This is a genomic window from Acinetobacter sp. MYb10 (assembly GCF_002980175.2).
GTDB lineage: Bacteria > Pseudomonadota > Gammaproteobacteria > Pseudomonadales > Moraxellaceae > Acinetobacter > Acinetobacter guillouiae.
In genome coordinates this window covers 4428737-4455204 of the sequence record NZ_CP058272.1, presented here as the reverse complement: position 1 = coordinate 4455204, position 26468 = coordinate 4428737, and the positions used below count along the sequence as shown (strand labels likewise).

Genomic DNA, 26468 nt, shown 5'->3' with positions numbered 1-26468 from the left:
ACTTGGTCTTTTTCAAATACAAAATGCATGTAAATGGAATGAAACTAAAATGGAGTTCGCTTATGTCACACACGATTTTGTTGCCCAGATTTCTTGAAGTCGGAAAAAATGCCCGAGAGAAAATTCCTTATATTTTAAAAAGCTTAGGCTGTAATAAACCACTGATCATCACTGATCAAATGATGGTCAAGTTAGGCTATATCGCCGATATTCAAAAGATTCTTAAAAGTGAAAATATTGAAGCAGACTTTTTTGATCAAACCATTCCAGAACCCACCTCAAGTTCTATTGAAGCTGGGGTTCAGTTTATTCAAGCACATCAATATGATTCAATTATCGCTGTGGGTGGTGGCAGTCCAATTGACAGTGCAAAAGCCATTGGCATCTTAGGTCGCTATGGTGGAAAAATCCGAGATTATAAGTTCCCTAGACAAGTCAATGAACAGGGCTTACCAATTATTGCCGTTCCAACAACAGCAGGCACAGGTTCTGAAGCAACCAAATTCACGATCATTACTGATGATGAAAGTAATGAAAAAATGCTCTGTGTCGGTGCTGGTTTTATGCCCATTGCTGCAATTGTAGATTATGAACTAACGTTAAGTTTACCTGCCCGTACCACAGCAGATACAGGTATAGATGCTTTAACCCATGCGATTGAAGCCTATACCAGCAAAAAAGCCAATCTATATAGTGATACTCAAGCATTAGAGGCAATGCGCTTAATTGGCCCAAATCTTAAAAAAGTCTATTTTGATTCAAATGATGAAGTTGCCCGAGAAGCATTAATGCTGGGTGCAACATTGGCTGGTGTGGCTTTTAATAATGCATCTGTTGCCTTAGTTCATGGCATGAGTCGCCCTATTGGTGCGTTTTTCCATGTCCCACATGGCTTATCAAATGCCATGTTATTGCCCATGATTATTGAGTATTCAATTCCCGCAGAACCTGAAAAATATGCGGACTGTGCCAAGGCCATGGGTGCTGCGCAGCAAAATGATTCTGTTGAATCTGCCAATGCCAAGTTAATTGAAGCATTAAAAGACATTAATACATCCCTTCAAGTGCCAACTTTAGAAGCTTTTGGAGCAGATAAGCAATATTTTGACGAAGTTGTAAATACTATGGCAGAACAAGCACTTGCTTCAGGCTCACCAAGTAATAACTCTCGTCTTCCAACCAAAGAAGAAATCGTAAAACTTTATCAGCAATTATGGTCTTAATTTTTAACCAAAATAAATCAGGAGATCTCAATGAATACAATCGGGCATTTTATTAATGGACAACTTTCAACAGAAGCGAGTCGTAGCCAAAAAGTATTTAATCCAGCAACAGGTGAATCAAATTCTCAAGTGGCCATTGCCAGCCAAAAAACGGTACTTGATGCAATAGCAGCAGCAGAAAATGCCTTTCCGGCATGGCGTGATACGCCAGTGATCAAACGTGCGCGAGTCATGTTTAAGTTTAAAGCGTTGCTGGAAAAAAATGCCGATAAAATCTGTGAGCTGATTGGTTTAGAACACGGTAAAATTTGCCATGATGCAGCTGGGGAATTACAGCGCGGGATTGAAAATGTTGAATATGCTTGCGGTGCACCCGAATTTTTAAAAGGTGAATTCTCCAAAAATGTTGGACCGAATATTGACTCTTGGAGTGAATTTCAACCTTTAGGTGTCGTTGCAGGGATTACCCCATTTAACTTTCCTGTGATGGTGCCACTTTGGATGTTCCCAATGGCAATTGTCTGTGGCAACTGCTTTATTTTAAAACCTTCTGAGCGTGATCCATCTTCAACATTATATATTGCTCAATTATTAAAAGAAGCAGGACTTCCTGATGGTGTCTTTAATCTGGTCAATGGCGATAAAGTTGCAGTAGATACACTTTTAAATGATCAGCGTATTCAAGCGGTTAGTTTTGTAGGCTCAACACCAATTGCTGAATATATTTATAAAACGGCCACAGCTGCGGGCAAACGTTGCCAAGCTTTAGGTGGGGCAAAAAATCACGCCATTATCATGCCCGATGCAGATGTTGATAATGTGGTGAATTCCCTCCTTGGCGCTGCTTTTGGTTCCTCAGGTGAACGGTGTATGGCACTTTCTGTTGCGGTTGCAGTCGGTGACGAAATTGCAGATACCGTCATTGCTAAACTTCAAAATGAAATCAGTAAATTAAAATTCGGACATTTTGCCGATAAAAATAATGATTTTGGACCTGTGATTACGGCAGAACATAAAGCCAAAGTGATTGGTTTTATTGACAGTGCAGAGCAACAAGGTGCAAAAATCGTTGTGGATGGCAGACAAGCAAGCGTTGACGATTTCCAAAATGGCTTTTTTGTGGGGCCTACTTTAATTGATCAAGTTACCCCGAATATGCATAGCTACCAACAGGAAATTTTTGGCCCTGTCTTACAAATTATGCGGGTAGAGACCATGCAACAAGCCATGGATCTGATTGATAACCACGAGTATGGTAATGGAACATGCATCTATACTCGTGATGGAGAAGCAGCACGTTATTTTTCTGATCATATTAAAGTAGGTATGGTGGGTATCAATGTTCCTTTGCCTGTACCTGTCGCTTATCATAGTTTTGGTGGTTGGAAACGTTCACTCTTTGGTGATTTGTATGCGTATGGTCCAGATGGTGTACGTTTTTATACACGTCGAAAAACTATTACTCAACGCTGGCCTTCTGCCAACATTCGAGAAAACAAACAATTTTCAATGCCGACTTTAAACTAAGACTATTCAAATTAAGATGGTTCAAATTTAGACTGTTTATTGATAAAACGGTTCTGACTATGTTGGGAAGTATTCAACCCTATTTTGGATACTTCCCAAATATTTTGACATTTAAATTTTAAATCGAGCTTATAATTTTCTAAAATCACGTACAAATATTATTTTAATAAAAATATTTTAAATTTAACAATTTTTTAATCCATTAAACATAATTTACCAAATTTAAAATATAAGTTAAGCACCCTCCTCTCATGCAACGTTAAATAAAAAATTAATTTAAAAAACACAAACACTCAATTTAAATATTTAAAATCTATAAAATAAAACCCTCACATTATAAAAAATTGGTTAAAAATTGATTTATTCAAAATAAATTTTAAAATACATTAATAACAAAAAACCAAATACGATATCAAAGAAAATCTTAAATTTTATTTTTAAAACCGAATAAAACAACTATAAATATATACTTTATCACACCAAAAACAAATCAAGACTCATAATCAAACAATGATTTATTTAGATCCAAAAAATATAAATCAGAACCATATAAAAAGATAATCATTTTTCCCTCATGTTTAATCCCTTGAATCCTATAGTTGATCAAACCATTTATCGACTTTATTTCAATACTATAATGACTCATCAAATTTTTTGCTTTTTTGGGATTTACTTGTCGTAACACATAAACCAATTGGACAATAATTGTTTTGTTAAAATCAGATCTTTTCTGCGCAATCGCAAACCTACTTATATGATTTTTCTGAAGTTTTATACTCCTCATTTACTTTTCATCACTATTAATGACGTCAGAAGATTTTAAAATTAAGCGTTGGATGACTGTTCGAGTAACTGAGTAATGCTTAGCAATTGAATAAACAGTATGGCCTTTTTTAAACTTATCCAAGGCTTCTTTCTTTTGCTTATCAGTTAAAATCTCGGGACGACCTACACGCTTTTTTGCTTTATTCATAATGCTCTTTTTAGAAAAACTAGATTTCTCTTCAAAATCAGAACATAACTTTAAAAAATGCATAAATAATTTCTTAAGATCTCCCACAATTTCATTTTTAGAAAAATCTAAACAGATTAATCGAATTTTTTTTTTAAAAATCAAATTTACACTTGAAGATACTTCATTAAAGTTACCACCTAATGAATCAATTCCATTGATTAACAATAAATCACCGCTTTCCATCGCATAATTGACTAAATTAATAAATTTATTTCTATATTTTAATGATATACCGGCTTCCACCTCTTCAAAGATCACTCGTTTATTTGGTATTTCATAACCAGCGTTTGAAATATAGGAGACATAATTACTGTCTTTTATAGACAAATCATCAACTCTAAAATATGCATAGACTCGCACAACAAATAACCCTCTTATAATTAAAACAATTATTATAATCTTATACTAATAAAAAAAACATCTGTTGAAAATTATATTGGTGTTTTAAACACTATTAATGATTTAAAAACATAAAATCAGAATCATTATAAAAAAATAGCAGGATTAATTTAAACACACGAAATACGAAAAAAATATTTAACAAACAAATACAAGAAATTAGCGACAAAATAAATAATATGATGTAAGAATTTTTTTCAAAAAATAATTATTTATTTCACTGGTGCTTAATATAAAAAACCACTTAAATAAATAAAAGAATATAGCTTAGGTGTTTTTAATAGTGTAAATTAATAATTTAATTATATGTATTCTTTTTTATAATTAACATCATGATAAAAAATCATGATGTTATTGTGAGTATCTCTTAAAATTCGACCTGTACAGTTACAGTATCACTATATTTACCAGCAGGCAGACTCAGTGAATTTGTATCCAGAATTTTTGTTGTGAAAGCATAACCCTGCTGAGTTTTCGCATCATAAATACCAGGATTTGTAGTCGCAACATCGCTCAACCACTGCTCGTTATTTCTTCCCCAGCGTTCCGTAGTTGAGTTTTTATAAATTTCATAACTCATATAGTTATTCCCCGTTTCTGACTTCATTGCACGTTGATTGCCATTTTGTGGATAAAGACCATCATTCAGGCTCACTTTATAAGGTGTCTTGACTGAACAGCGTATTCCCATCGAGGTTTTCACTGGTGTAAAGGCATCTGCAAAGGGTGCTGTTCCAAAATTCACATCATTGGTCGCAATACGGCAGTCTGGTAAAACTTCAATACTCAAATTTAGAGAAGAATCACTACCACTTCCCCAATCAAACCCGAGTCCCAAAAATCCACGATTAAAACCAGGGCTTGAAAAATAAAATCCTATTCCAGCTACAGCAATTGCAGGCACAGAATAATACCATTTGACTTTAAATGGTGTTTCAGCTCGGTAAATCCCAGGCGATACAGCTTGTCCAGAATTAATCTTTGCATAAAATGGTAACGCACCATTAGGCCCCGTAAAGAAATTGATAATTGTAAAGCTACTCATATCTCTTTCTTGCCCCACATTAATTGGATTACTATTGGTATCCAAATAATTCACCGTAAGGCGTTCACCAGTGACACTATTGATATAGTTTATTGGCATCTGATCGACCCGATATTTCAGATAAGTGGTATTTAAAGCAGCCAAACTAAATCCACTACAGGATAAACCTGCACTGAATTGCGAAGATTGAACTCCATTTTCTGCCAGAGTAATGGAAGGAACCTTACCAATGGACACATTGCCACTTGAGTTAACGTTACAATCTGCCTGACTTTGAGCAGCAATCAATATTAATCCAGAGAATAATAGACCTGTAGGTATTATTTTTTTTAAAGTAATCATGGTTTAGCCACCTCACGACAAACAACCGACTTAATCACTGCAATCTGTTGTTGCGCTTGTTTTAAATCCAACGAAAAGTTTGCTTCACATACGCTTTGATCTGGCAGTTGCACTCGAATGCTATTCTCTGCACCCAGATCTTCAAGATAAGCAATCCCGTCCATCCCCACATAACTCGATTCTTGATCCGCACGATGTACCACCGCACCCACTGGAATCGCTTGCCCATTGCTTTGCACTAAAGATACATTGGCTGCATAAGACTGTTTGATTGGGAAGCCAATCACAACACCTGAGCCTCGTTTTGCCGCAATCCGATTTTCAACTTGGGTTGCATTAAAGTTAGAGGGTAAATCGATCGGGTTAATACTGTATTTAGCCGCGTAATAAGGCGTCACTGACGGTACAAATACATATCCCTTGGCGTTACTCCGCCCCACCAAGCTGTTTTCATAATGCACGGGTACATCTGCAATTTTGTTGGTATCAATCAAAGCAAACGACTCACCCAATCGATTGGCAGCAAAGACATTGCCTGACATCAACACCACCGAACCTGACAGTCCAAACCAATAGTTGTAATCATTGCTACCCGACATGCCGACATCGGTATTAAAATATTGGTTACGGTAGCTGACTCGTGCCTGATTAAAGTCATCACTGTTTTCATTAAAACGTCGAGTTAAATCAACACCAACACCACCATCCAACGGTGCACTACGGTTATAGTTGATATAAGCATAATCACCACTGGATTGTTGGCTATAACCTAGATTAGCTGTGGATCTGCTCTTGGAAAATGGAACCGACAACTGAAATGCTGCACTCCACTCTTTTTCCACAAAATCCCGGTTGGCACTTAACGATACTGTCGCACCACGCAGATAGGACGGTAATACCGGTGCCCAAGACAGGTTCATCAGTTTATTTTCAATGTCTCGGCTCTTGGTTCGGATATATGCCACCCCAAAAGTACCCGACTTTTCTGTCGCAAAATAAGTATTGGCAACCAAACTTTTATGACTGTTGGCTGAAATCAAATCTGTGTATTGCAAGCGTGAAAGATCATAATAATCCTGATCTCGCTGGGTATGATTGAGACTAAATCCAAAGCGTTGTTGGTTATAGCTATAACCGAGCGTGTATTGATTTCCCTTGAAGTTTTTATTTCCGTTCAAGTTATTATTTAACTGATTAAGCTCTCCATCAGCCCAGCTTTGGGTTGCCGAACCACTTACAACACCAAACCGATTCAACTTAAGCACTGAACCTAGCCCAGCCAACTGAATTGAATCGGAGAGTTCAACTCGTCCTTCAGCCGTGAGCCAGTCGTTAATCCCGTAACGCGCATCCGCTGAACTGGCAAATTTGCCATATTCAAAGTTCTTGATCCCATAATCTTCGCGGATTTGTCCCATAGACACCGAATAATCCAATAACCCCGGTTTAAGCAAAGTATTCGAAATATAAAACGGCACCGAGGTTGCCACCTGACGGCCAACACTATCTGTGGTGACAATCACCGCCTCGCCTTTACCATTGATAAATGGAACATTATTTAGAATAAAAGGGCCAGATTGTACATCGGTTGAATTGGCTTTCTGTCCATTAATCAATAAGTCCACGGTGCTCGGTAAAGCCGCTTGTCCTTTAAACTGAGGTAAAGGATAGGTAATCAAATCTGGACGCGTACCAAAATTACGCTGTAACTGCAATCCACCTAAACGCACTGAACTTCCCCATGCGTTTTTACTTCCCGTAATTACATCACCCGCTAAAAATGAAACTACCCGGACTGGGTCATCATATTGCCAAGTGGTGTCATAGCGGCGGTAGCCATCATTATCTTGAGTTGAGTCGTTTCCAATCCCATCAGATTTAAAATCAGTTTTGCTATAAACCCCTGAATTTCTCAGTACCCCATAAGGGGAGAAAAACCGTTGTTCTGTAAATAATGTACTACTATAGCCACCATTCTCTGGGCGGTAGGTATAAAAGTCATAGTTATTTAATAAACCAATACCCGACTGCGCTGTTTCAGGTTGATACCATGAATCCAAGCCGCGTATCTGCACCGGCATCCAGCTGGCAGGAAGATCGAGACTAAAATACTGTTGCGCTGAATTGTACTCATACTTCAATTCGGGAATCTGATTGAGGCTGACCCAATCCAAGGCCTTCCCAGAAAATCCTAAAGTAAATACATCCAGATCGGTCAGGTTTTTTTCTGACTGTTGCTGAAGTGCATCCGCAGGCAGCTTAATCTGCAACTCATCCAGTTTCGATTGCTGGATAAAGTAATGATCGCCTTTGACAATGACTGGTATCACTTGTCGCGTCGAATATTGATTGATCACCAAGTCAAGATAAAGCTTAAATAAGCTATTCACTTCTGAAACATCTCGTGGTGGCGGGGGCAAACCATTTGCATAGACATTGCAACTCAGCAATGGAATATTCGCAACCAATATCAATGTCAGGCTTTTGCATAAAAAAGAAGGGGTGTGTAACCCTGATAAATAACCCATTTATCCCCCTCCTTCTTTTTTAATCTCAACCAATTCCTGTTTCACCCCTGAACTGTCAACCCCATACAAACTGCTTTGACCACTTAGGCTGTTGAGTAACTTATTGTCCAGATCAAACTTCATGGTGCTGTTTGCCAACACATAACCAAAGGCGGTTTTGCCAAAAGCCATTTGCTCTGAAGTCGGGGTTAATTTAATTCCAGAAAGTCGTGAAAATTTTGAACCAGTATTTTTAATATAAAGTTCAGGTTTGCCCTGTTCATTATTCTTGACCCACCAGCTTAATATCGGTTTAGCCAAAGGGTTTTTCGCATTGGTTTTTTGTGAAACTTCAGTTAAACCACTACCAAGTCCTTTGCCATAGCTAAACAAGGGAATGGAATAACGCATCTGAAAACTGACTGTCGACGCATCTTTTTCATCTTCTGGATTGAGCTTGATCGGCAGTTCATCAACAATAATTCGATAGGCAAGTTCTTTTGCATCAGGTACAGCAGCTGAGCGAGTCAAACGCAACATATGCTTTTCACCCGCCTTGATCTTCGCTACAGGCGGACTTGGAATAACCTCAGTTTGCTCCACATAAGCATCTTGCTGATGATTCTGATCCCATTTAAATACCCGAATCTGTACCATGGCATCAGAGTTACCGGTATTTTGTAGCCAGACCGCAGAGGCTTTTTCATTTTCTTCAATTTTTGGATAAATTGGCCAGATTAAAAAAGTGGCCTGTGCGAATACGGGTGAAGTGACCATCAATATCGCGGCCGCAGAGAAAGTTCTGCCCGACCATATTTTCATTTTATTTAAGCTCATAGAATCACCATGTAATCGTAATTGCGACCGTATCTTTATACAGGCCAGCTGATCGTGGTTGATTGTTATTATTCAAGTCTGCAACACCATAAACTGCAAAACCCAGTACGGTGTTCAAAGTAGTGGTTGGTGTCAGTGAGTAACTACTCCCACTGGCATATTCACCTTGCAAACTACTGTCCTGATAAAGCTGATAAGGTACAAACTCATTCTGCTGGGCATGTTTCATCCGCCGAAAGTTATTTGAAAAGTGATCACCACCATTCAACATCACCTTTACCGGTAGCCGTGCAGTACATTGGATATTCCAGCTTTGCGCAGTATTGATGACGGATCCTTTTAACTGCCCCTGCGCCACAACAGGATGACGACCAAAATCAAGTAACTGTTCGACATTGCTGAGTTTGCACCCATTTTCAATGGTCGCCTGCACTTTAAAACTTGCCGAAGTTACAGGATCAACAGCAAACCCACTTTGAACAATCGAAATCAGCAGAACACTTAAACCTATTTTTTTCATGATTTTGTTCTTTAAAATTCAATGGTAATTGGAATAGTGTCGGTATATTGTCCAAGTGAGACTGACCGACCATTATTAACAGTTTGCCCCATGAGATTAAGCGTTTGCGGCTGACCATTATTGGTCAAAGTAATGATTTGATTAGGCCTTAACGCTTCGCGAGCAGTTCCATATAAGATGTTGTAGGCAAGGAAATCTGTGCCATTACTGATCGCACGAAAATAATTTGCGCCAAAAGGTGCTGGTACCTTACTGTCATGTTGCCCCGCACCAAAGGTAACTTTTATTGGAGCATTGCCAGGGCATTGAATGGTCAAACCTGATGTAGAACCCTGACTTAAACTGGTCTCTATCACCTGATTAAATGCAGCTGTGGTTTCTCCAAAGTCTAGCTGCCCGAAATTCAAGCCATTGGTTCCGTTATTCACGGTCTCATTGTTGATCTTGCAGGATGGCTCTAATTCAAGTTGAACATTTAACTTAGCGGCCAATTGCCCAGCACTGGTGAGCGATGAAACAATGCTACAAAGTAGCAATCCGACGCATTGTTTAAGTAACAGGTGCATACGTTCCTCCCTAAAACAGGCTTGTTCAACAACAAACCTGTTTACTGTTACGTATACTGATTAGAAATTAACAGTCACCAATAAAGTGTCTGTATAATCACCCTGTGCTTTTGCAGTGCCAGTGTTCGCAGCAATTGCACCAAAAATTGGAACTTCTTGAGCTACACCTGCTGCAGCAGTGAAAGGCTGAGCTGTATTAATCACATATGGATTGGTACGTGCTGCATCACGGTAAACGTTATAGTTTACTAGGTCGGCAGCAGTTGTATGTTTAAGACTACGATCAGCGCGTTGACCGCCATCAATTGCAACCGTAAAGTCAACAGGGTTTGCACCATCACATTCTACAGCGAGATGACCACCTGTCGCTGTAGAAGCAACTTGTCCAGTCAAAACGTTGGTCCAAGTACCAGAAGTTTTACCGAAATCTAATGTACCAAATTGGTTCATATTTCCAGTAACAGTAGAACCTTCAACAGTACAACCTGTCGAAACATTCAGCTTGACATCAACTTGACCAGTAACAGCTGCTTGTGCAGTCGCGATATAAGCCGTGCTCAACAATGCAGTTAGTGTTAGTTTTGTAAAAATATTCATATTAATTCCCATGATTTGTATTATTCGTAAACTTTTACACAAGAAGTGTGAAAGTATTTACATAATCACATGTGATGAATAAGTGTTCAATAAATCAACTAATAAGCAGCACAAAACAAGCTCAACTATTTGTATTTATTTAAAATTTTATTGGAATTGTGGAATTAAATTATTATTATATTTAAAACACCAAAAAATACATTTCACTTGATAATTTGACAAAGTAAAAGTGAAATTAACTTAATTTTCTTTTAAATAACACCAAGCTAAATATGCCAATCTAAGGACTTAAAATTTCGCTTAGGCAATATCGTATTTTATCTTGATCAAGCCTCATAAAAACAAAATTAAACCCTATATTTCAAAATTTTACTTGATAAAATTTTATTTTTATATATTAAACCAAACTCAATATGACAAAGATAAACTTATTTTTAAAAATGCTTTATCGGCTTATCTATATTTTAAATTTTACCTAAAAAATTTAAGAATCGCCTTTTATATTTAATTATTACCTTCAAATTTTTTACATCTCATTTCATTCAATTGATCTAAGATATGATGATTAATTCAAAAACTCCAATTTTAAATAAACTCGTGATAACAAAGTAACCATGACCATAATAAGCACCCCAAATTAGTCTTTTACAATCATTGCTCACAATGGCTTTGTATTGGTAGATTAATCACGATGATGAGGCTGTAAATTAGTGACGAGGACTTTATTCAAAATATGATTTAATCAATAAAAGTTAACACTTAGCGGTTATTTTATCCATTCATCAAAAATAAAAAAATCCCATTCGTTCTGGGGTGAAGAATGGGATACGTTATGACACTTTAACATGCCGACCGAAAATCGTGAATCTCTGTATACAATTTGGATGACGACTAAATATGAAAGGTGTTTCCACTCGGTTTAAGAACATCTCGCTCTTTAACTCTTAAACAAATGCATTGGTCAAATGTAGCGATTGCATCACGAATAAATTCAGCTTCCATTTTATCTACATGCAAATGGCTTTCTTTATGAACTTCTTCAAACAATGCTTTTAAATCATATTGATCATCACTTAGACATGTCATCTTAAAATTACTCAATTCAGCGTCAATATCTAAACGTATTAATTCGATAAAATGCTGACGTGAAGCATAGGTATTTTCACTATAAAAAAAATGAGTGCTTTCATCTATACCTTTATGAAACACCATTTCATAAATTTTCATTATTTATTTATATCCAACATTCATATTTCTATTCTTCAATATATCTGTAGGAACCCATTAAGCTATTCAGATAATGCACATTTTTTATCATTAATCACCATGTTTTGCAAACTTTTACACTTATTTTAATTACAATTAAATACATAATTTATTAAAAATATTCCCTAAAAACAAATATTTAAATTTATATTATCTTTTAGAAACAAACTTGTAATAGTGTTCTTATTATTATAATTTAATGCATATTTCATGTAATTCATCACCAAATAACAAATGCAATTTTTGATCAATTTAACAGGTCATATTTATAGTGATAATAAAGCCTATGCCCGTCAATCTCCTTAGCAGCTCCAATAACATCAATATTGATCAGATTGAATAATTAAATACCATAAACATCAGAAAATTCAGTTTTTGCCAAAGCTGTATAAGCATTTTCTGTATAAATGAATTAAATATTTATTATTAAAAAGATGCGCTTAATGTTGGATGCCAAACCTTCCAATAAACATGGCATCCAATTTCTCAATGTTAAAAATTAGCTTTTAATACCAACGAAGCAAAATCTCGGTCATCGAGTGTACTAAAATCATTCGAACCAAAAAAATTGGTATACGCAAGTTCAGCTGTATACTTTTGCTGATAATTCACTGAAATAGTGGCTGCAATACTCATTTGACCTTCTTGAAAATTTTGGCTAAATCCTGCTATATCATGGCGAAAGATTACACTTGGTGTGATGACGGTCGCAGGTAAAATATCTTGATAATTTAAAGCTCCTCGTAAACGATAGCCATATGACCATTGCGTAAAAAAACCATCCCGATTACAAAAGCGCTCATTCATACGATCAATCACATCATTTGCAAGATGTGCGGTGCCATAAGGCGTACATTTATATTCACCTGTTTCAGGATTATAAGCACCAGATGAAAGCTCACTCCGTCCAAATGCACCGACCCGTCCAAAACGATGATTACCAATATCTGCAATATGATTCACTGCAAACTCTGCCGCCCAATTCAATGCATTTGCACCCAATATATTGTTTAACCGATCACTCGCACCCAGTGAAAATTGGGTTACAGGCGTTCTTACATACCCTTGTAAATATTGTCCAAATTCAGCCGCAACTCCAGGTGGTGTAAGGGGCGTATCTTTGTCTAAAACTTGAGCATAGACGATATCTGTTCCATTTAATTGCAAGGGTTGATTAGGTTTATGCGTTAATTCGCTAAAAACAGCGGTTGTCCCCACTTTTGCTGCTAGGCTTAATCCATACATTTTAATATTTTCTGGATAAATTGAAAAAAATCGAGCAGTATTAAAATATGCAGACCCTGATGCAGTTACCGCTGTACCATCAAAATTAGCATTGCGACTGTGATAGTTCGCAAAATATGCGCCAAGTTCAGCATTATTCCAACGAGGTAAAGTTTGCTTTAAAGCAAAACCATATTGCCCTCTATTCTTGGCATATCGACTTTCTGCACGTGGAATATAAGTCTGTGCATCTAAAGCACTTTCAGATAATTTATCTCCTGGTGTAACGGTCAAAATAATGGGGCCACAATTTTCTGGAACAAAGTCCGAAATTGCAAAAAACGTCCCACAGCCATCCACAACAGAAGGTCTAAACTTAAACTGATAAAAACCGTCCAGTTTAAGATTTGGCGTTATTCCAGCCTCAAATGAAAACATTTCGACAGGAATTATTCGCTCTTTTGCCTCTCCTCCCGGCCGATTAATTGCAGCATAATCCAAGGCACTGATTGAATTTATACCATTTTGGAAAAACTGTGATTTCCCCCAATTTAAAGTATGTTTACCTAATTTTAGATTGGCATTTTGATCATTTTCTAAAGCAAAATTTTTCCAGATATAGGCATCCCAAAGATTAATGCCCTTAAATTTGGCTAATCTAGGCCAAGTAGAATCATCAAAGGCTTTTAAATCTCCACGACCTGTTTCATAAGCATGGTCATACCAATATTTAGTGCTGAGTACTGCACCCTGTTGTTGTCCTTTTAAACGAAACTCAGTCAAACCTTTTATAATTTGGGAAATATTATCGTTTTGACTGAAGTTCACATGCCCGTCGTCGCCATTCACGTCAACGCTTAAACCGTCCTTTCCGATATGATTTGCATCAGGTTTATACACCAACTGATTTGAAGCATCTTGAGTACTCCAATTTGCACCTAGACTGAGCATCGTACTGGTTTCAAATTTCCAATCCTCATTGATCTCAACACTTGTTGCAGACACTTTTGAAATACTTAAGCACAGCACTAAACAGACACCCAGCTTTTGAGTGAAAATAATCGTGCGTTTCGCGTTATTGCGACATATCACATTTTGCATCATTCGATCTCCATATCGATATGATTTAATTCGATTTAACTCCATAAATAGCCATATTGACTATTTTGAAATATGCATGATTTTTTAATTGTTTAATCTGTTACCTATACTGCTAACCAATGAGCAATGCTGTCTTAAAACGGCGTGTAAATTGAACCAAGTCACTTCTCAATAAATTCCGCTATATAAAGTCTAAGCACTAAGCGATACATATCGAATCATCCACTTGGTCTAATTGTTGAATAAATTGTTCAGCTTGTGCCCAATACCCATATCCAGCAGCAGGATTAAGATGCCCCACTTCACCTAAACTCACCAATTGACTGCCCCATGTTTTTGCCATAGTCCTAACGGCCTGGTAACTGGCTAAATGATCGTTGGTACTTGCAACAACAATGCTCGGAAAAGGCAAAATCTTGTTAGGTAAAGGATCCCATCCTTGCTGTTTTAGCATTGCAGAACTTGGATAGTTTTCAGGCCATTTGGCCGATAAATCGGGTGGTGTCACCAACAAAGCCCCTTGAATATTGTGTTGATACAGAGCTGCCCAGTGAACGGTCATTAATACCCCTGCACTATGTGCAACTAAAATCACAGCACCATCAATTTCTTCAAGTTGTGCTTGGATCGCTTTAACTCTTTTTATGCAGTTGAGCTTGTCTGTTTCCAACGGGGGGACGGATCGTACCTTGACCAGCCTTTGCTCTAATAAGGTTTGCCAATGTCCAGCAACATGGTCACGTAAACCTGGGATAATTAAAACGGTTGCCTTTGTCTGGATTTTTTCCATTGATCTACCTTAAGTTTTCGCCAAATGAATGAAGATGAATTCTATAAATTGCTTATTCACAATACGGTTTAGTTGATCTTGGTGATGTACATTTGATGACAACTGCTTTTCATTTGATGACAAATGACAGCTCCAATAAAGCATTCGAGCATGGACTTATAAAGCTATAAGAGATTGATTTAATTGTTTTATTTTTGGATTAACTTATTTTTTCATTAAAAATCTCAATATTCTTGATGAAATCAGTGAGATTGCTTTAACCAATGCCAACTTTAATAATGGGGCCGTGTTTCAGAAAGGATCCGCTGAAACCATAAAAAAGTGAACTACAAGGAAATTAAAATGAATCAAATTTGTAGAATAGCTGTGCCATTGGCATGTCTATTAACAACTCATTTATGTTATGCGGATTCTACAACCTCTAAACGCTGAGCTGTCAGTGCAGGCTGGATGCATGTCATGCCTCAAGGCAAAGCCAATTCAACACATGTAACAACCAGTGTTGTAGAAGGTGGCAGCTATGGCGTTGGATCATCATTATGGGGAAGTGATATTGCCAACTACGAAACCAATGCATCTGAAATTAAGGGAATGGGTGGGCTTTTATTAAATACTTTTATCAAAAATGGTAAAGCAGACCCCAATTATAAAGTTCCAGCAAGTCTAACCACTGGAGCCAGATCGGATATCACAGGTATTTCTGATTATACCGCTCAAGGTGGAATGGAGGTCGCGGATACCGATACATTGGGTTTAACTCTAAGCTACTTTGTAAATGATCATGTATCTCTTGAATTAGTCGGTGGTATCCCACCAAAAATTGATATTGATGGCGTAGGAGAAATTAGAGCTTCGGCACTTTCCACTGCCAATACTCCCGGAAAAGGCACACCACCGACCTATTTAAATGGTTTAAAACTGCTAAAAGATACCTTAATTACCGATCTTGATGCACATGGCAAAGTTGCAGAAGTAACTGCATGGACGCCTGCAGCAACAGTTAAATATCATTTTGGCACTTCAGGACAAAATAAGTTCCGACCTTTTGTTGGCGCAGGTGTTGTATATGGTCATTTTAATAAGTTAAAGCTCAATGGCGGTGTAGAACAAGACCTTATTCAAGCAGGTTATATGATTGATAATATCCTCAATGATCGAGCGGGTGAAGCATTGCACGGTGGTCAAGGCAGTTCAACAGCGACACCAAAAGTCAAAGTTAAAACCAGTGATGCCTTTGCACCAGTACTCACAGCAGGTTTTACCTTTGATTTAACCGATCGTTGGTTTACCACTGGATCTTTAAGTTATATGCCAAACTTTAATAATGTAGCAACTGTGACTGTCACAGATACATCGACAGGTACCCAATTGATCAAGTCCACGACAAAAATTGATTTAGATCCTTTGGTCACATACCTTGGGGTAGGCTATCGTTTTTAATTAAATGGATTGAAATTGGTCTTATAACCATTAATTTAATTTTAACGATATTGTGTACTGAATATCTACAATACGATATGAGTCGCAATGACCCATCTAAAAAATTAATGTGTAAGCAATATCCCTAAGTTGTGTCGCACATTAATACGTTTTAAAAGGCTGTTCTTTACTTAATAAAGTGCAGTCCTTTTAAAACACTCCTCTTTGCTGAGCAAATTTGCTAATCTATTTCAATGGTCTCAATGTGTAATGAATTGAGATACTTTTTAAAAAATTTTGATAAAATTGTGAGATTACACATACGCAAAAACTTTTTATAAATGCGTATTGGTAAAGTCTTCAAACAGTGATGTATTGACCAGGACGGTTAATGAAAAGACAAGGAGAGTGTAAATTGGTTCCTCTTGCACATACAGCGGTACTCAAGAATTATCTGGATGTAAGCCGACAATTAGATCTTAATCCATACCATTTATTATCTGATGCTGGAATTTATTCTGCTCAATTAAATGATTCAAAACAACGTATTTCCGTCGACAAAGTCATGACACTATTAGAGCAATCTGCTCAAATAAGTGGTTGTGAAGTGTTTGGTCTACATATGGCCGAACAACGTCAAATTGCTGATTTTGGTGAGCTAAGCCTATTATTAAGCTATCAACAGACGTTACGTGATGCCTTAAAAACAATTGTAAGATACCGAAATATCATCAATAACGCGCTTGAAATATATATAGAAGAAGTTGGAAAAACCGTGATTATTCGGGTAGAAGTGATTTCTGCTTCAGCAAAGTATAGTCGTCAAGCGATTGAATTGGCTTTGGGGATTACCCATCGTTTTTGTGCTGCATTATTAGCTCAAAAATGGCACCCATTAAGTATTCATTTTACCCACGATTCACCAAAAGACTTAACAGTGCATCAACGTGTTTTTGGAAGTTCACTTGAATTTGGTAGCGAGTTTAATGGTATTGTCTGCTCATCATCAGAGCTTGATAAAATCAATCCTCAAGCAAATACAGCAATGGCAAACCATGCACAGCGCTATCTCGATATCGACATCTTACAAAAAGACAATGAATCATCACTTATTTTTGATATCCGTAAAAGTATCTATCTGCTTTTACCGATGGGACGTGCCACGATTGATCAAGTCGCGCAGACTCATGAAGTCAATGTCAGAACGCTGCAACGGCGTCTAGAAGCTGCACATACAAATTTTAGTGAATTAATGAATGATGTCCGTAGAAATTTGGTATTTCGCTATTTAAGAAATATCAATTATTCACTGGCTCAAGTTTCAGATATTCTTGGTTACTCTATGCCAAGCTCTTTTACACGATGGTTTATCGGTCAATTTGGTATAACACCCAATGCTTGGCGTACCCATAATAAGGCTGAGATCATTGATGAAAATGCGCTATAAATTCAATCAACGTACGACTAACTTGGTATTAACATCAAAACAATAATACGAAAAGCCACTTAAAACAAAAGTTTTGCGGAGACCAACTTTAACCTTGTACCTTGCAAAACTTTTGTTAAATCAAAGCTCGACTAAAATAACCAATGCATCAGGCTGAGTACCAACAATACCAGAAAAACGCTTTCTCCAATCATCAGCAGGATCGGTTTAATACCCACCGTTGATAACTCTTTTAATTGTGTTTTCATTCCTAGCGCACTAATCGAAATAATCAGACACCAACGAGATAATTCATTCATTCCTGTTTGAACAACTGTAGGTACCCATCCAGTACTATTTATACAGGCAAGAATTAAAAATCCTACTGCAAACCAAGGCAATAATGGCGGTCTTTTGCCCGTAGAGGGTACGCCTTGCATACGGGTAATCATGGCTGCACAGATGATGACAGGTAAAAGCATGGCAACTCGCATCAATTTCACCACTGTTGCAGTATCGCCAGTTTCTGTAGACATACTATAACCTGCCCCCACCACTTGGGCGACATCATGGATGGTTGCACCTAAAAAAATCCCTGCATGTTGTGGTTTCAATTCCAACCATTGCGCAATCATGGGATAAACAATCATTGCTAAAGTTGAAAGTGCAGATACTCCAATGACGGTGAATAAGGTTGCTTTTTCTTTTTGTGGATGACTGGGTAAAGCTGCAGACAAGGCCAATGCTGCGGAAGCTCCACAGATCGCTGTCGCGCCACCAGTCAGCATACCGAAAAATTTATTAAACCCGAGCACTTTTGCTGCGATGACTGAAGCAAGAATGGTAATGACGACCAATGAAATGACCAAAACAATGGGCTGCCAACCTAGCGCAGTCATTTGCTCAAGGGTAATGCGCATTCCGAGTAAGGCGATCCCAAAACGCAGTACTTCTCGCGCAGTAAATTCGATACCCGCTTTACACTTTCCTTCTGTTGCAAGAAAGTTCACACCCATCCCGAGCAATAAAGCGAATAACATTACTGGTGCACCATAATGCTCAGATAAAAAGCAGGCCGCAGCGGCAACCACAGTACTAACAATAAATCCGGGCATAAGCGCACTTAGCCGTGGCTGCCAAGCCATAGAATCTAATTTACTCATCTAGTGCTACTCCACAATCCAAACCAATAAAAACATTTTCTCCAATCACTTCTACTGGGTATGATTGAACTTGTAGCTGTGTTGAATTGAGTAAATAACCATTTGACAAGTCAAAACGTAAACCATGTGCACAACATTGAATTACCTTGCCTTCTAATTTCCCATTGAGTAATGAGGCACCCTGATGCGGGCAACTGTCATTAATCGCATAAAATTGTTCAGCAATATTAAATAAAATTAGAGATCGGTCACCGATCATCAAAAAGGATCGATTGCCTAAAGTTGGGATTTTTTCTTGAGGAACTTGAAAACGCAAGCTCATACCATTTGTCCTTGTGTTTGAAGCGTTTCCAGCATTGCTTGATAAAGTGCACTTGCAGGTTGCGCTCCTGCCATTGCAAAACTTCCATCAAAAACAAAATATGGTACCCCTTTACCCCCTGTATCTGCTGAGATAAAAGGAACGAATGGTTTTGCTAAAATACCTTCAACCACCTCATCCGCAAAACCGCAATACATGGCTATTTTCTGCAATGTTGCTAACTCGCCTATATTTTCCGAATGATGAAAATAGGCTGTGAATAGCGCATCTAAAAATCGCTCACTTTGATCTGAATGATATACTTTTGAAATATTTGCAAAAAAATGATGTGCCATAGCTGTGTTTGGCATACGACGAATCCGATCAAAATCAATATCGACATTGACCGCTTTCGCGGCTTGACGAACTTGAGTTTGACGCATTCGAACGGCTGTTGAACTGCCTAGTCGTTGTAAATAAAAGGCATCAAAAGGAACACCCACCAGTGGAATATGGGGTAAAAGCTGTACACCACGCCACTGGATATTGACCACAACATCTGGATCACTTTGTTTTAATTTTTGAATCGCAGTCTGTAAATGACGTTTTCCAATCAAACACCAAGGACAGATAAAATCAAAAAAAACTTCAATATTCATTTTACGCGTCATTACTGATTACCCATATTGCATGACTGTGCTTGTACTGTTTGACCTTGTCGTGCTGCTTGTGCATTAAATTTTTTAATATCATGGCCATAATGGCGTTTTGCATAGAAGAATACGGCAGCAGCCACAATGCTCATCAGAGGCATCAATTGAAAAGCATGGTGTAAACCAATCACGTCAGATAGCTTTCCAATTACTAAAGGTCCTAAAGCCAAGCCGAGAAAATTATTTGCCAAAGTTAATGTTGCAAATGCTGTGCTATGTACAGAATGATGTGTTAGGTTGGCAACCATTGCGCTGGATGGTCCATTGGTACCCAATGCGATAAACATCCCAATACAAATCATGATCAATTGAGCATTTCCGACAGACATGGCAAAAGCAATGGATAACAACACACAACCGATCAAACAAAATGCAATCGCTAAACTGACTTTTCGGTCTGGTCGATCTCGTCCTAAACGATCACATAACATCCCACATAAAATCGTGCCAACTGCACTACTGAGTACAACCATTGCCGCGACCAGCCCCGCTTTATCTGTCCCCAATCCGTAATATCGATTGAGATAACTGGGAAGCCAAACGATGACCGTGCCACCCACAAACAATTGCAAGCCACTGCCAATATAAGTGGCGATCACAGACCGACTTGAATAAATTGATCGTAAAGGACTTCTCGACTTCTCCTGTTTCTGTTGGGTCTTAATTTTGCCTTGAACGGTTCCTATCTTGTTTTCTTTAACCACAATAGGATATAAAAATGCCAGAATCAGCCCAAAGACTGCCATTCCACCAAATGCCCAACGCCAGCCAAAATGTTCAGCCATTACACCGCCTAAAGCCATGCCTAAGAATGAGCCAAACACACCACCTGCCATAAAAGCACTTGCTAAAGTTGCACGCATATCACGAGGAAAAACCGATACAACAACAGCAATCCCGACACTGCCATAGGCAGCTTCGCCAACACCCACCATAAATCGGGCAATAAACATATGTTGATAACTTTCAGCAATTGCACAGCCTAAGGTTGCCATACTCCATAACACGGCCATCAAAGTTAAGCTTTTTACTTTGCCAAAACGATCTGCCAAGATCGACAAAGGTAAGGTTAATAAACCCACCATCAAGGCCACAATTCCACTTAATAATCCAAGTTGGCTGTCTGTCAAAGCCCATTCACTTTTGATCAGTGGGAATACTGCATTTAAGACTTGCCGTGACATATAGTCAGAAATCAACAAACCAAATGTCAGTGCAAAAACCAACCATGCATATTTACGTGGAATGCCAACCGAAGTATCTACACCGTCCGCAGGACTTGAATATTGATGCGCATCCATACGTTCTCCTTGTGTTTTTATAATTTCTCATTCATTTTTGATGACTACGCGACTTCACAGTAACGTAATCATCTTTTTCTCACTGTTTGAATCAAAAATCCTTTTGGCTCAAATCATTATTTACGCTGTGGAACACCCTTTTGACCTGCTTTACGATTGGGCGCCATACCATTTTCCAACAAAGTTTCTTCAATCGTGTCGTATTGCACGCCAATACGATAAATTTCACGTGCTTCTTTACCTGATGCAACTTCACGACCTAATTCATGGGCAATACGCACGGTCTGTTGAATCTGCTGTACTGAAGAAAAACGCTGACCTTGATGATCAATAATGGTGTCTTCATTTCCGACGCGTGCATGTAAGCCCATCGCCATTGACATGGTGTTAAACGGCAAAACATTTTTAAGTAAAGACTCTGAAGTTAAAGTACAACCATCAGGTACGCGATGAATAAAGTTAAAGAAGTTAAAAGGATTTGGCCCATCAAATCCACCACCAATTCCAATCCAGGTTAGATTCAACGGACCTTTATACAGCCCTTTACGCACCATACGTTCCAGCGTTTCTAAACCATGCATCCCAGTTAATTGGAAATGCGGTTGAATGCCATTTTCAGTTAAACGCTTTAAATGCTCTGCAACCCAAGCTGGACCTGCGGGTACTGTCATTTCTGCATATGCTGCCTGAATTGCTGGATGTGCCAAAGAAGTGCCTTCTAAATATTCAGGATAGAGCAACTCCATAATATTCATTTGAGTGGTATTGATCGCCACGGTTACTTGGTCTGGTTTTGGCATTAATTCGGCCAACATATGACGCGTATCATCGCTTAACCAAATTGCAGCTTCACCTTCACTTTCTGGGGCAAAAGAAATTGATCCACCCACTTGAATGATCATATCAGGCACCGCTTCACGCACACCTGCAATGAGTTCATTAAACTTAGACAGACGTTTCGAACCTTTCCCATCCAGCTCTCGAACGTGCAAATGGAGGACTGAAGCACCTGCTTCATAGCACTCTACCGCTTTTTGAATTTGTTCTTGCATGGTCACCGGAATATCTTCAGGAAAATCCTCAGGCATCCATTCAGGCCCATAAGGCGCTACCGTAATCACCACTTTGTCCATGTTTTCAGGGTGCAATGAGTCATCAAAGAATTGCATAAACATCTCCATATGTATTTTAAAATTAGGGTTTGGATAAAATCGTTAACTGCTCAGCTTAGTAAGTTGCATCACCAATAATGCCTGCCCGTTCCATTTTTCGATGACATGGTGGATAGTCCATTACGGCATAATGTTGTGTACTGCGGTTGTCCCAAATTGCGATACTATTCGGCTTCCAACTCCAACGAACTTGGTACTCAGGAATATAGGCTTGGGTAATTAAATAACGCAGTAAATCGGTTGCACCAGGGTTGGCATCTTGTCCAAAACGGACGTGTTCTTTGGTATGGTAATTACTAAAATGAGTGGTAAATGCGTTGACATAAAGAATCTTCTCACCCGTTTCAGGATGCGTACGTACCACAGGATGTTCTGCATCGGGGAACTGTTCTTTTAATGCCAAACGCTTTTCAATCGGCATCATTGCGCCAAAACTGGCTTCAATACTGTGATAGGCGCGTAAATTTGCAATTTTTGTTTTGATTTCTATGGGTAAATTTTCATAGGCCATCACCATATTGGTCCACATGGTATCTCCACCCACTGTCGGACATTCAATACAACGTAGTACACAACCCATTGGCGGAACTTTGCGCCAGCTTGCATCGCTATGCCAAGCATTTTCATAACGATCAATTGGACTCTCTGGGCTTTTATAAATTTGTACCAGTCCAGGATGCTCTGGATGACTTCCGACAGCAGGATGACTTTCTAGTTGTCCAAAGCGCTCAGCAAATGCCACATGTTCTGCTCGGCTTAGGTTTTGATCTCTTAAAAATAAAACCCGATGCTTTAATAAATTCTGACGAATTTCAGTAAATAGCCCATCATCGTCAATGGCATCTGCCAGATTGACCCCCAACAATTCTGCACCGATATTGCAACTTAATTGTTCAACTTGCATAAGATATCCCTTCAAATGACAAAAATTGATGATCCTGTGGTTTTACGTGCTTCTAGATCACGGTGAGCTTGAACTGCATCCTTGAGTTCATAGCGTTGATTGATTTCAATTTTGATGCATCCATGTCGGACGTGGTCAAATAGTTCATTGGCAAGTTCTTGTTTTTCTATAGGATCAGCAATGAAATCTGCCAGTGCTGGACGAGTCATATATAGAGAGCCTTTCATTGCCAACAAGACGGGGTTAAATTCTGGAATTGCACCAGAAGCAGTCCCCACACAAACCAATAAACCACGGCGTTTTAATGAATCAAGCGATGCCATAAAAGTATCTTTACCGACACTATCAAAGACCACATTCACACCGACCCCATCGGTTAATTCTCGTACTCGTTCTGCAACATTTTCATAACTATAATTAATGACGTGGTCACAGCCATGTGCACGGGCAATTTGTGCTTTTTCTTCTGAAGAGGTTGTACCAATCACAGTTAAACCGAGTAACTTTGCCCATTGAGAAACAATCAAGCCCACACCACCAGCGGCAGCATGTAATAAAATGCTGTCCCCTTTTTTAAAGTCATAAATACGACGCATTAAATAAGCAGAGGTTAAACCCCGCATGGTCATTGCTGCGGCTGTTTCACAAGAAATTTCTTCAGGTAGTTTGATTAATACATCAGCTGAGATTAAACGTGCAGTGCTATAAGCACCTAACGTATTTAAAAAACCGGTATAAGTGACTCGATCACCCAATTGAATGTGAGCTACACCCTCACCTACGGCTTCGACTACACCAGACGCTTCTACGCCCATCCCGTTTGGCAGTGGAATCTTATATGTGCCGTCACGAAAATAAGTGTCAGCATAATTTAATCCAACTGCCACATGACGCAGACGCACTTGCCCTGCTGCTGGTTCACCAACATCGATGTCTTCATATTGCAGAACATCTGGTGTTCCTGTTTCATAAAACCGTATTGCTTTATTCAATGCCATTTCCCTATCCATGCCGTATTTTTATCAATATTTAAAAATCATGATTAAAACTACAACACAGCAGATGCAGCTCACTTTACATAAGACGACACTGACTTAGCATTTTACGACACGCTTGTGGTTAAAATTGTAAGCTAGTTTAGTAAGGCACTGTTTTGAGTTATTTTAGGGATTTGAATAATTTTTATAGTTTATCTTGAGTGGATTTTTTATCTAAACTTTAATGGTTTTCCTCAGCTACTTTTTTCATAAAATCAGTTAAAGGCATAGGACATCCCCATAGGTAGCCTTGAAATTCAGTACAACCATTTTCTTGAAAGCGATTAAAGTGCTCAATGGTCTCAATCCCCTCTGCTAAAACACGCAGGTTTAAATCAAGGCCAATTTTAACAATCCCATATACCAATTTATTACACCGCTCATCTTCTAAAGCCGCTTGCACAAAACTCTGATCAATTTTGATTTGGCTAATCGGCATTTTCTGCAAATAGCTTAATGATGAATAGCCAGTACCAAAATCATCTAAAGAAAGCTGAATGCCATTTTTATGTAGAAAACCCATTTTTTCTATAACACTTTCAATATTATTTAACGCAACCCTTTCAGTTATTTCTAATATAAGTTGGGATGGAAACACTGCATTTTTCTGCACCATGGAAGTAACGATTTGCTCAAAATTCTCTTGCATGAAATGATCAGCACTTATATTGACTGAAAGTGTAAGATCTTTTGTAGATTCATTTTTACGCCAGTCTTGTAATACTTTACTTGCCTGAATCAGTATCCAATCTCCAATTTTAGGCATTAACTCCAAAGTTTCCGCTACAGGAATAAAATCTTTCGCAGGGATATAGCCAAGTGTCGGGTGACACCAACGTAACAAAATTTCAGCGCCTATAATTTTTTCAGAAGAATTTACTTGAGGTTGATAAAAGAGCTCAAACTGTTGTTTTGAAAGCGCTAAACGTAGATCCTGCACCAACTTGTTTTCAATTTGCAACTCCAATTGCATCACAAAAATTGAGATACAAATCATTAAAGTGGCAACGGATATTGCAATCCAACCACCATAAGCTCGAATGCTTTCAGCTAAAGGTATTGCTCCATCTAAAGTAAACGCACTCCCGCTAAAAAAGATAAAAGCGACAATGGATAAGATAATTAAAATCAGTTGTAACGCATTGGGATCTCTTCGATAATTCAAATATCCCAATATAGCTCCTGCTGGAAGAAATAAATGCGCAACTCTGGGGTGATCTATTGTAGCCACATCAAATATTAAGCAAAAAACCACAGGAAAAACAAAGAGGACAATTTGTGAAACCAATATGCCCGCTGAAATCCGCTGTATATAAATCAAAAATAAACTGAAGATAGACATTGCTGTAAAAAAAATATCAATACAAACAATGAACCACATCTCAGCAAAGCTAAAATATATTGTCCAAAATAGGCAAAATGCGATACAGATAACAATGTTTGCTTTAGCTGCAATCGTTATTTGTTGGTTTTTTATGGCGTTGAAATGTTTATTTTGGTTTTTTAAATAGGATAAAACGACCATAAATACCCCCATTACAAATATTTATTGATCAAGTATCCGCATTGTTTTATACACAATTTCAGAATCACATCAATAAACACTAAGCTATTAAAAATACTTATAATTTATAAATATCTGACTTGTTAATATGCTTGATTAGCTTTTAAAAAACGAATGTCGTCTTCAATTTAGTCCCTTAAATAATTATCCATCTAGTAATCCATCCATTTATATTTTTTGACATTTATAGCGCAAAAGTTTTCAAAATCAATGTTGCGAATAATATTAAAAATAGTCGTGAAGATAAAAAGTATTTTTTAATGAAATTGTATCAGCTCCTGCCTCCTACTAAACGAGTTGTACTCAACAGACCGTTTTAGTTGAAAATCCATTTCAGATACAAATGAAATATAACATGTTTTTTCACATGATATAGCACCAACAGATGAGTAGATATAGTAAATATCTCCGCAAGCATTGTGTAGTTAAAACACCGCAATACTCATTTTACCCACTCAAATAAACAACCAAATTCACGTGAAAAACATATTTTCTAAAATATTTCATAA

The 26468-nt window shown here is 38.0% G+C and carries 22 protein-coding genes; 4 read left to right on the top strand and 18 right to left on the bottom strand.

The features are described 5' to 3' along the window. Positions 1 to 62: 62 nt before the first annotated feature. Positions 63 to 1223 (top strand): iron-containing alcohol dehydrogenase, encoded by a 1161-nt coding sequence (locus CQZ96_RS20685; protein WP_105714052.1) that lies wholly within the window; start codon positions 63 to 65, stop codon positions 1221 to 1223. 30 nt (positions 1224 to 1253) lie between these two features. Next, complete coding sequence (locus tag CQZ96_RS20680; RefSeq protein ID WP_105714051.1) at positions 1254 to 2750, top strand: CoA-acylating methylmalonate-semialdehyde dehydrogenase; 1497 nt, start codon at positions 1254 to 1256, stop codon at positions 2748 to 2750. A gap of 784 nt (positions 2751 to 3534) precedes the next feature. Here the strand turns inward: CQZ96_RS20680 and CQZ96_RS20675 are convergent. The 10 genes from CQZ96_RS20675 to CQZ96_RS20630 form a co-directional block, all read right to left on the bottom strand. Beyond that, positions 3535 to 4125 carry a recombinase family protein gene (locus tag CQZ96_RS20675; RefSeq protein ID WP_056517969.1) on the bottom strand — a complete coding sequence of 197 codons (591 nt, stop codon included), beginning with the start codon at positions 4123 to 4125 and terminating at the stop codon, positions 3535 to 3537. Between the two features lie 406 nt (positions 4126 to 4531). Then, the gene (locus tag CQZ96_RS20670) at positions 4532 to 5551 is read right to left on the bottom strand and encodes a spore coat U domain-containing protein (protein ID WP_105714049.1); all 1020 of its coding nucleotides are present in this window, start codon (positions 5549 to 5551) and stop codon (positions 4532 to 4534) included. Then, positions 5548 to 8079, bottom strand: a complete 2532-nt coding sequence (locus tag CQZ96_RS20665; protein ID WP_154130433.1) for a fimbria/pilus outer membrane usher protein — start codon at positions 8077 to 8079, stop codon at positions 5548 to 5550. Before CQZ96_RS20665 ends, CQZ96_RS20670 begins: the two co-directional genes overlap by 4 nt. Beyond that, positions 8080 to 8880, bottom strand: coding sequence for a molecular chaperone (locus CQZ96_RS20660; RefSeq protein WP_151958115.1), 801 nt, complete (start codon positions 8878 to 8880; stop codon positions 8080 to 8082). Between the two features lie 19 nt (positions 8881 to 8899). Further along, on the bottom strand, positions 8900 to 9415 hold the full coding sequence (locus CQZ96_RS20655; RefSeq protein WP_105714784.1) for a spore coat U domain-containing protein: 516 nt from the start codon (positions 9413 to 9415) through the stop codon (positions 8900 to 8902). An 11-nt stretch (positions 9416 to 9426) separates the two neighbouring features. Continuing rightward, the gene (locus CQZ96_RS20650) at positions 9427 to 9981 is read right to left on the bottom strand and encodes a spore coat protein U domain-containing protein (protein ID WP_004722258.1); all 555 of its coding nucleotides are present in this window, start codon (positions 9979 to 9981) and stop codon (positions 9427 to 9429) included. Positions 9982 to 10041: 60 nt separating this feature from the next. Then, positions 10042 to 10578 carry a spore coat U domain-containing protein gene (locus CQZ96_RS20645; RefSeq protein WP_004724771.1) on the bottom strand — a complete coding sequence of 179 codons (537 nt, stop codon included), beginning with the start codon at positions 10576 to 10578 and terminating at the stop codon, positions 10042 to 10044. A gap of 891 nt (positions 10579 to 11469) precedes the next feature. Continuing rightward, positions 11470 to 11805, bottom strand: a complete 336-nt coding sequence (locus tag CQZ96_RS20640; RefSeq protein ID WP_004724773.1) for a hypothetical protein — start codon at positions 11803 to 11805, stop codon at positions 11470 to 11472. A 531-nt stretch (positions 11806 to 12336) separates the two neighbouring features. Next, positions 12337 to 14172 carry a DUF1302 domain-containing protein gene (locus tag CQZ96_RS20635; RefSeq protein WP_105714783.1) on the bottom strand — a complete coding sequence of 612 codons (1836 nt, stop codon included), beginning with the start codon at positions 14170 to 14172 and terminating at the stop codon, positions 12337 to 12339. 196 nt (positions 14173 to 14368) lie between these two features. After that, a complete protein-coding gene (locus CQZ96_RS20630; RefSeq protein WP_105714782.1) occupies positions 14369 to 14959 on the bottom strand; it encodes an RBBP9/YdeN family alpha/beta hydrolase in 591 nt (196 codons plus the stop codon). A 459-nt stretch (positions 14960 to 15418) separates the two neighbouring features. Between CQZ96_RS20630 and CQZ96_RS20625 the strand changes: the two genes are divergently transcribed. Both CQZ96_RS20625 and CQZ96_RS20620 read left to right on the top strand, forming a co-directional pair. Continuing rightward, positions 15419 to 16399: an OmpW/AlkL family protein gene (locus tag CQZ96_RS20625; RefSeq protein ID WP_228722749.1), complete on the top strand. Its 981-nt coding sequence runs from the start codon at positions 15419 to 15421 to the stop codon at positions 16397 to 16399. 394 nt (positions 16400 to 16793) lie between these two features. Beyond that, positions 16794 to 17825 carry an AraC family transcriptional regulator gene (locus tag CQZ96_RS20620; protein WP_105714785.1) on the top strand — a complete coding sequence of 344 codons (1032 nt, stop codon included), beginning with the start codon at positions 16794 to 16796 and terminating at the stop codon, positions 17823 to 17825. Positions 17826 to 17956: 131 nt separating this feature from the next. On the opposite strand, the gene CQZ96_RS20615 is transcribed toward CQZ96_RS20620, so the two are convergent. The 8 genes from CQZ96_RS20615 to CQZ96_RS20580 all read right to left on the bottom strand — a co-directional run bounded on the left by CQZ96_RS20615 (position 17957) and on the right by CQZ96_RS20580 (position 25920). Then, positions 17957 to 18967 carry a YeiH family protein gene (locus CQZ96_RS20615; protein ID WP_105714781.1) on the bottom strand — a complete coding sequence of 337 codons (1011 nt, stop codon included), beginning with the start codon at positions 18965 to 18967 and terminating at the stop codon, positions 17957 to 17959. After that, entirely contained in the window at positions 18960 to 19289 is a 330-nt protein-coding gene (locus CQZ96_RS20610; protein ID WP_004724784.1) for a Rieske (2Fe-2S) protein, read from the bottom strand. Before CQZ96_RS20610 ends, CQZ96_RS20615 begins: the two co-directional genes overlap by 8 nt. Continuing rightward, the gene (locus CQZ96_RS20605) at positions 19286 to 19939 is read right to left on the bottom strand and encodes a DsbA family oxidoreductase (RefSeq protein WP_004724786.1); all 654 of its coding nucleotides are present in this window, start codon (positions 19937 to 19939) and stop codon (positions 19286 to 19288) included. Before CQZ96_RS20605 ends, CQZ96_RS20610 begins: the two co-directional genes overlap by 4 nt. Next, the gene (locus CQZ96_RS20600) at positions 19939 to 21282 is read right to left on the bottom strand and encodes an MFS transporter (protein WP_004724788.1); all 1344 of its coding nucleotides are present in this window, start codon (positions 21280 to 21282) and stop codon (positions 19939 to 19941) included. Before CQZ96_RS20600 ends, CQZ96_RS20605 begins: the two co-directional genes overlap by 1 nt. Positions 21283 to 21398: 116 nt before the next feature. Beyond that, positions 21399 to 22451, bottom strand: coding sequence for a 3-keto-5-aminohexanoate cleavage protein (locus CQZ96_RS20595; protein ID WP_004724790.1), 1053 nt, complete (start codon positions 22449 to 22451; stop codon positions 21399 to 21401). Between the two features lie 58 nt (positions 22452 to 22509). Beyond that, entirely contained in the window at positions 22510 to 23358 is an 849-nt protein-coding gene (locus CQZ96_RS20590; RefSeq protein WP_004724792.1) for a TauD/TfdA dioxygenase family protein, read from the bottom strand. An 11-nt stretch (positions 23359 to 23369) separates the two neighbouring features. Next, a complete protein-coding gene (locus tag CQZ96_RS20585; protein ID WP_105714780.1) occupies positions 23370 to 24356 on the bottom strand; it encodes a quinone oxidoreductase family protein in 987 nt (328 codons plus the stop codon). Between the two features lie 220 nt (positions 24357 to 24576). Next, positions 24577 to 25920, bottom strand: a complete 1344-nt coding sequence (locus CQZ96_RS20580; RefSeq protein ID WP_105714779.1) for a putative bifunctional diguanylate cyclase/phosphodiesterase — start codon at positions 25918 to 25920, stop codon at positions 24577 to 24579. Positions 25921 to 26468: the final 548 nt, after the last annotated feature.

Bases quoted from the DNA above. Each gene is read 5' to 3' on its own strand.
- CQZ96_RS20685 (WP_105714052.1), top strand. From the start codon at position 63: ATGTCACACACGATTTTGTTGCCCAGATTTCTTGAAGTCGGAAAAAAT.
- CQZ96_RS20680 (WP_105714051.1), top strand. From the start codon at position 1,254: ATGAATACAATCGGGCATTTTATTAATGGACAACTTTCAACAGAAGCG.
- CQZ96_RS20670 (WP_105714049.1), bottom strand. From the start codon at position 5,551: ATGATTACTTTAAAAAAAATAATACCTACAGGTCTATTATTCTCTGGA.
- CQZ96_RS20665 (WP_154130433.1), bottom strand. From the start codon at position 8,079: ATGGGTTATTTATCAGGGTTACACACCCCTTCTTTTTTATGCAAAAGC.
- CQZ96_RS20660 (WP_151958115.1), bottom strand. From the start codon at position 8,880: ATGAAAATATGGTCGGGCAGAACTTTCTCTGCGGCCGCGATATTGATG.
- CQZ96_RS20655 (WP_105714784.1), bottom strand. From the start codon at position 9,415: ATGAAAAAAATAGGTTTAAGTGTTCTGCTGATTTCGATTGTTCAAAGT.
- CQZ96_RS20650 (WP_004722258.1), bottom strand. From the start codon at position 9,981: ATGCACCTGTTACTTAAACAATGCGTCGGATTGCTACTTTGTAGCATT.
- CQZ96_RS20645 (WP_004724771.1), bottom strand. From the start codon at position 10,578: ATGAATATTTTTACAAAACTAACACTAACTGCATTGTTGAGCACGGCT.
- CQZ96_RS20640 (WP_004724773.1), bottom strand. From the start codon at position 11,805: ATGAAAATTTATGAAATGGTGTTTCATAAAGGTATAGATGAAAGCACT.
- CQZ96_RS20635 (WP_105714783.1), bottom strand. From the start codon at position 14,172: ATGATGCAAAATGTGATATGTCGCAATAACGCGAAACGCACGATTATT.
- CQZ96_RS20630 (WP_105714782.1), bottom strand. From the start codon at position 14,959: ATGGAAAAAATCCAGACAAAGGCAACCGTTTTAATTATCCCAGGTTTA.
- CQZ96_RS20625 (WP_228722749.1), top strand. From the start codon at position 15,419: ATGCCTCAAGGCAAAGCCAATTCAACACATGTAACAACCAGTGTTGTA.
- CQZ96_RS20615 (WP_105714781.1), bottom strand. From the start codon at position 18,967: ATGAGTAAATTAGATTCTATGGCTTGGCAGCCACGGCTAAGTGCGCTT.
- CQZ96_RS20610 (WP_004724784.1), bottom strand. From the start codon at position 19,289: ATGAGCTTGCGTTTTCAAGTTCCTCAAGAAAAAATCCCAACTTTAGGC.
- CQZ96_RS20605 (WP_004724786.1), bottom strand. From the start codon at position 19,939: ATGACGCGTAAAATGAATATTGAAGTTTTTTTTGATTTTATCTGTCCT.
- CQZ96_RS20600 (WP_004724788.1), bottom strand. From the start codon at position 21,282: ATGGATGCGCATCAATATTCAAGTCCTGCGGACGGTGTAGATACTTCG.
- CQZ96_RS20595 (WP_004724790.1), bottom strand. From the start codon at position 22,451: ATGCAATTCTTTGATGACTCATTGCACCCTGAAAACATGGACAAAGTG.
- CQZ96_RS20590 (WP_004724792.1), bottom strand. From the start codon at position 23,358: ATGCAAGTTGAACAATTAAGTTGCAATATCGGTGCAGAATTGTTGGGG.
- CQZ96_RS20585 (WP_105714780.1), bottom strand. From the start codon at position 24,356: ATGGCATTGAATAAAGCAATACGGTTTTATGAAACAGGAACACCAGAT.
- CQZ96_RS20580 (WP_105714779.1), bottom strand. From the start codon at position 25,920: ATGGTCGTTTTATCCTATTTAAAAAACCAAAATAAACATTTCAACGCC.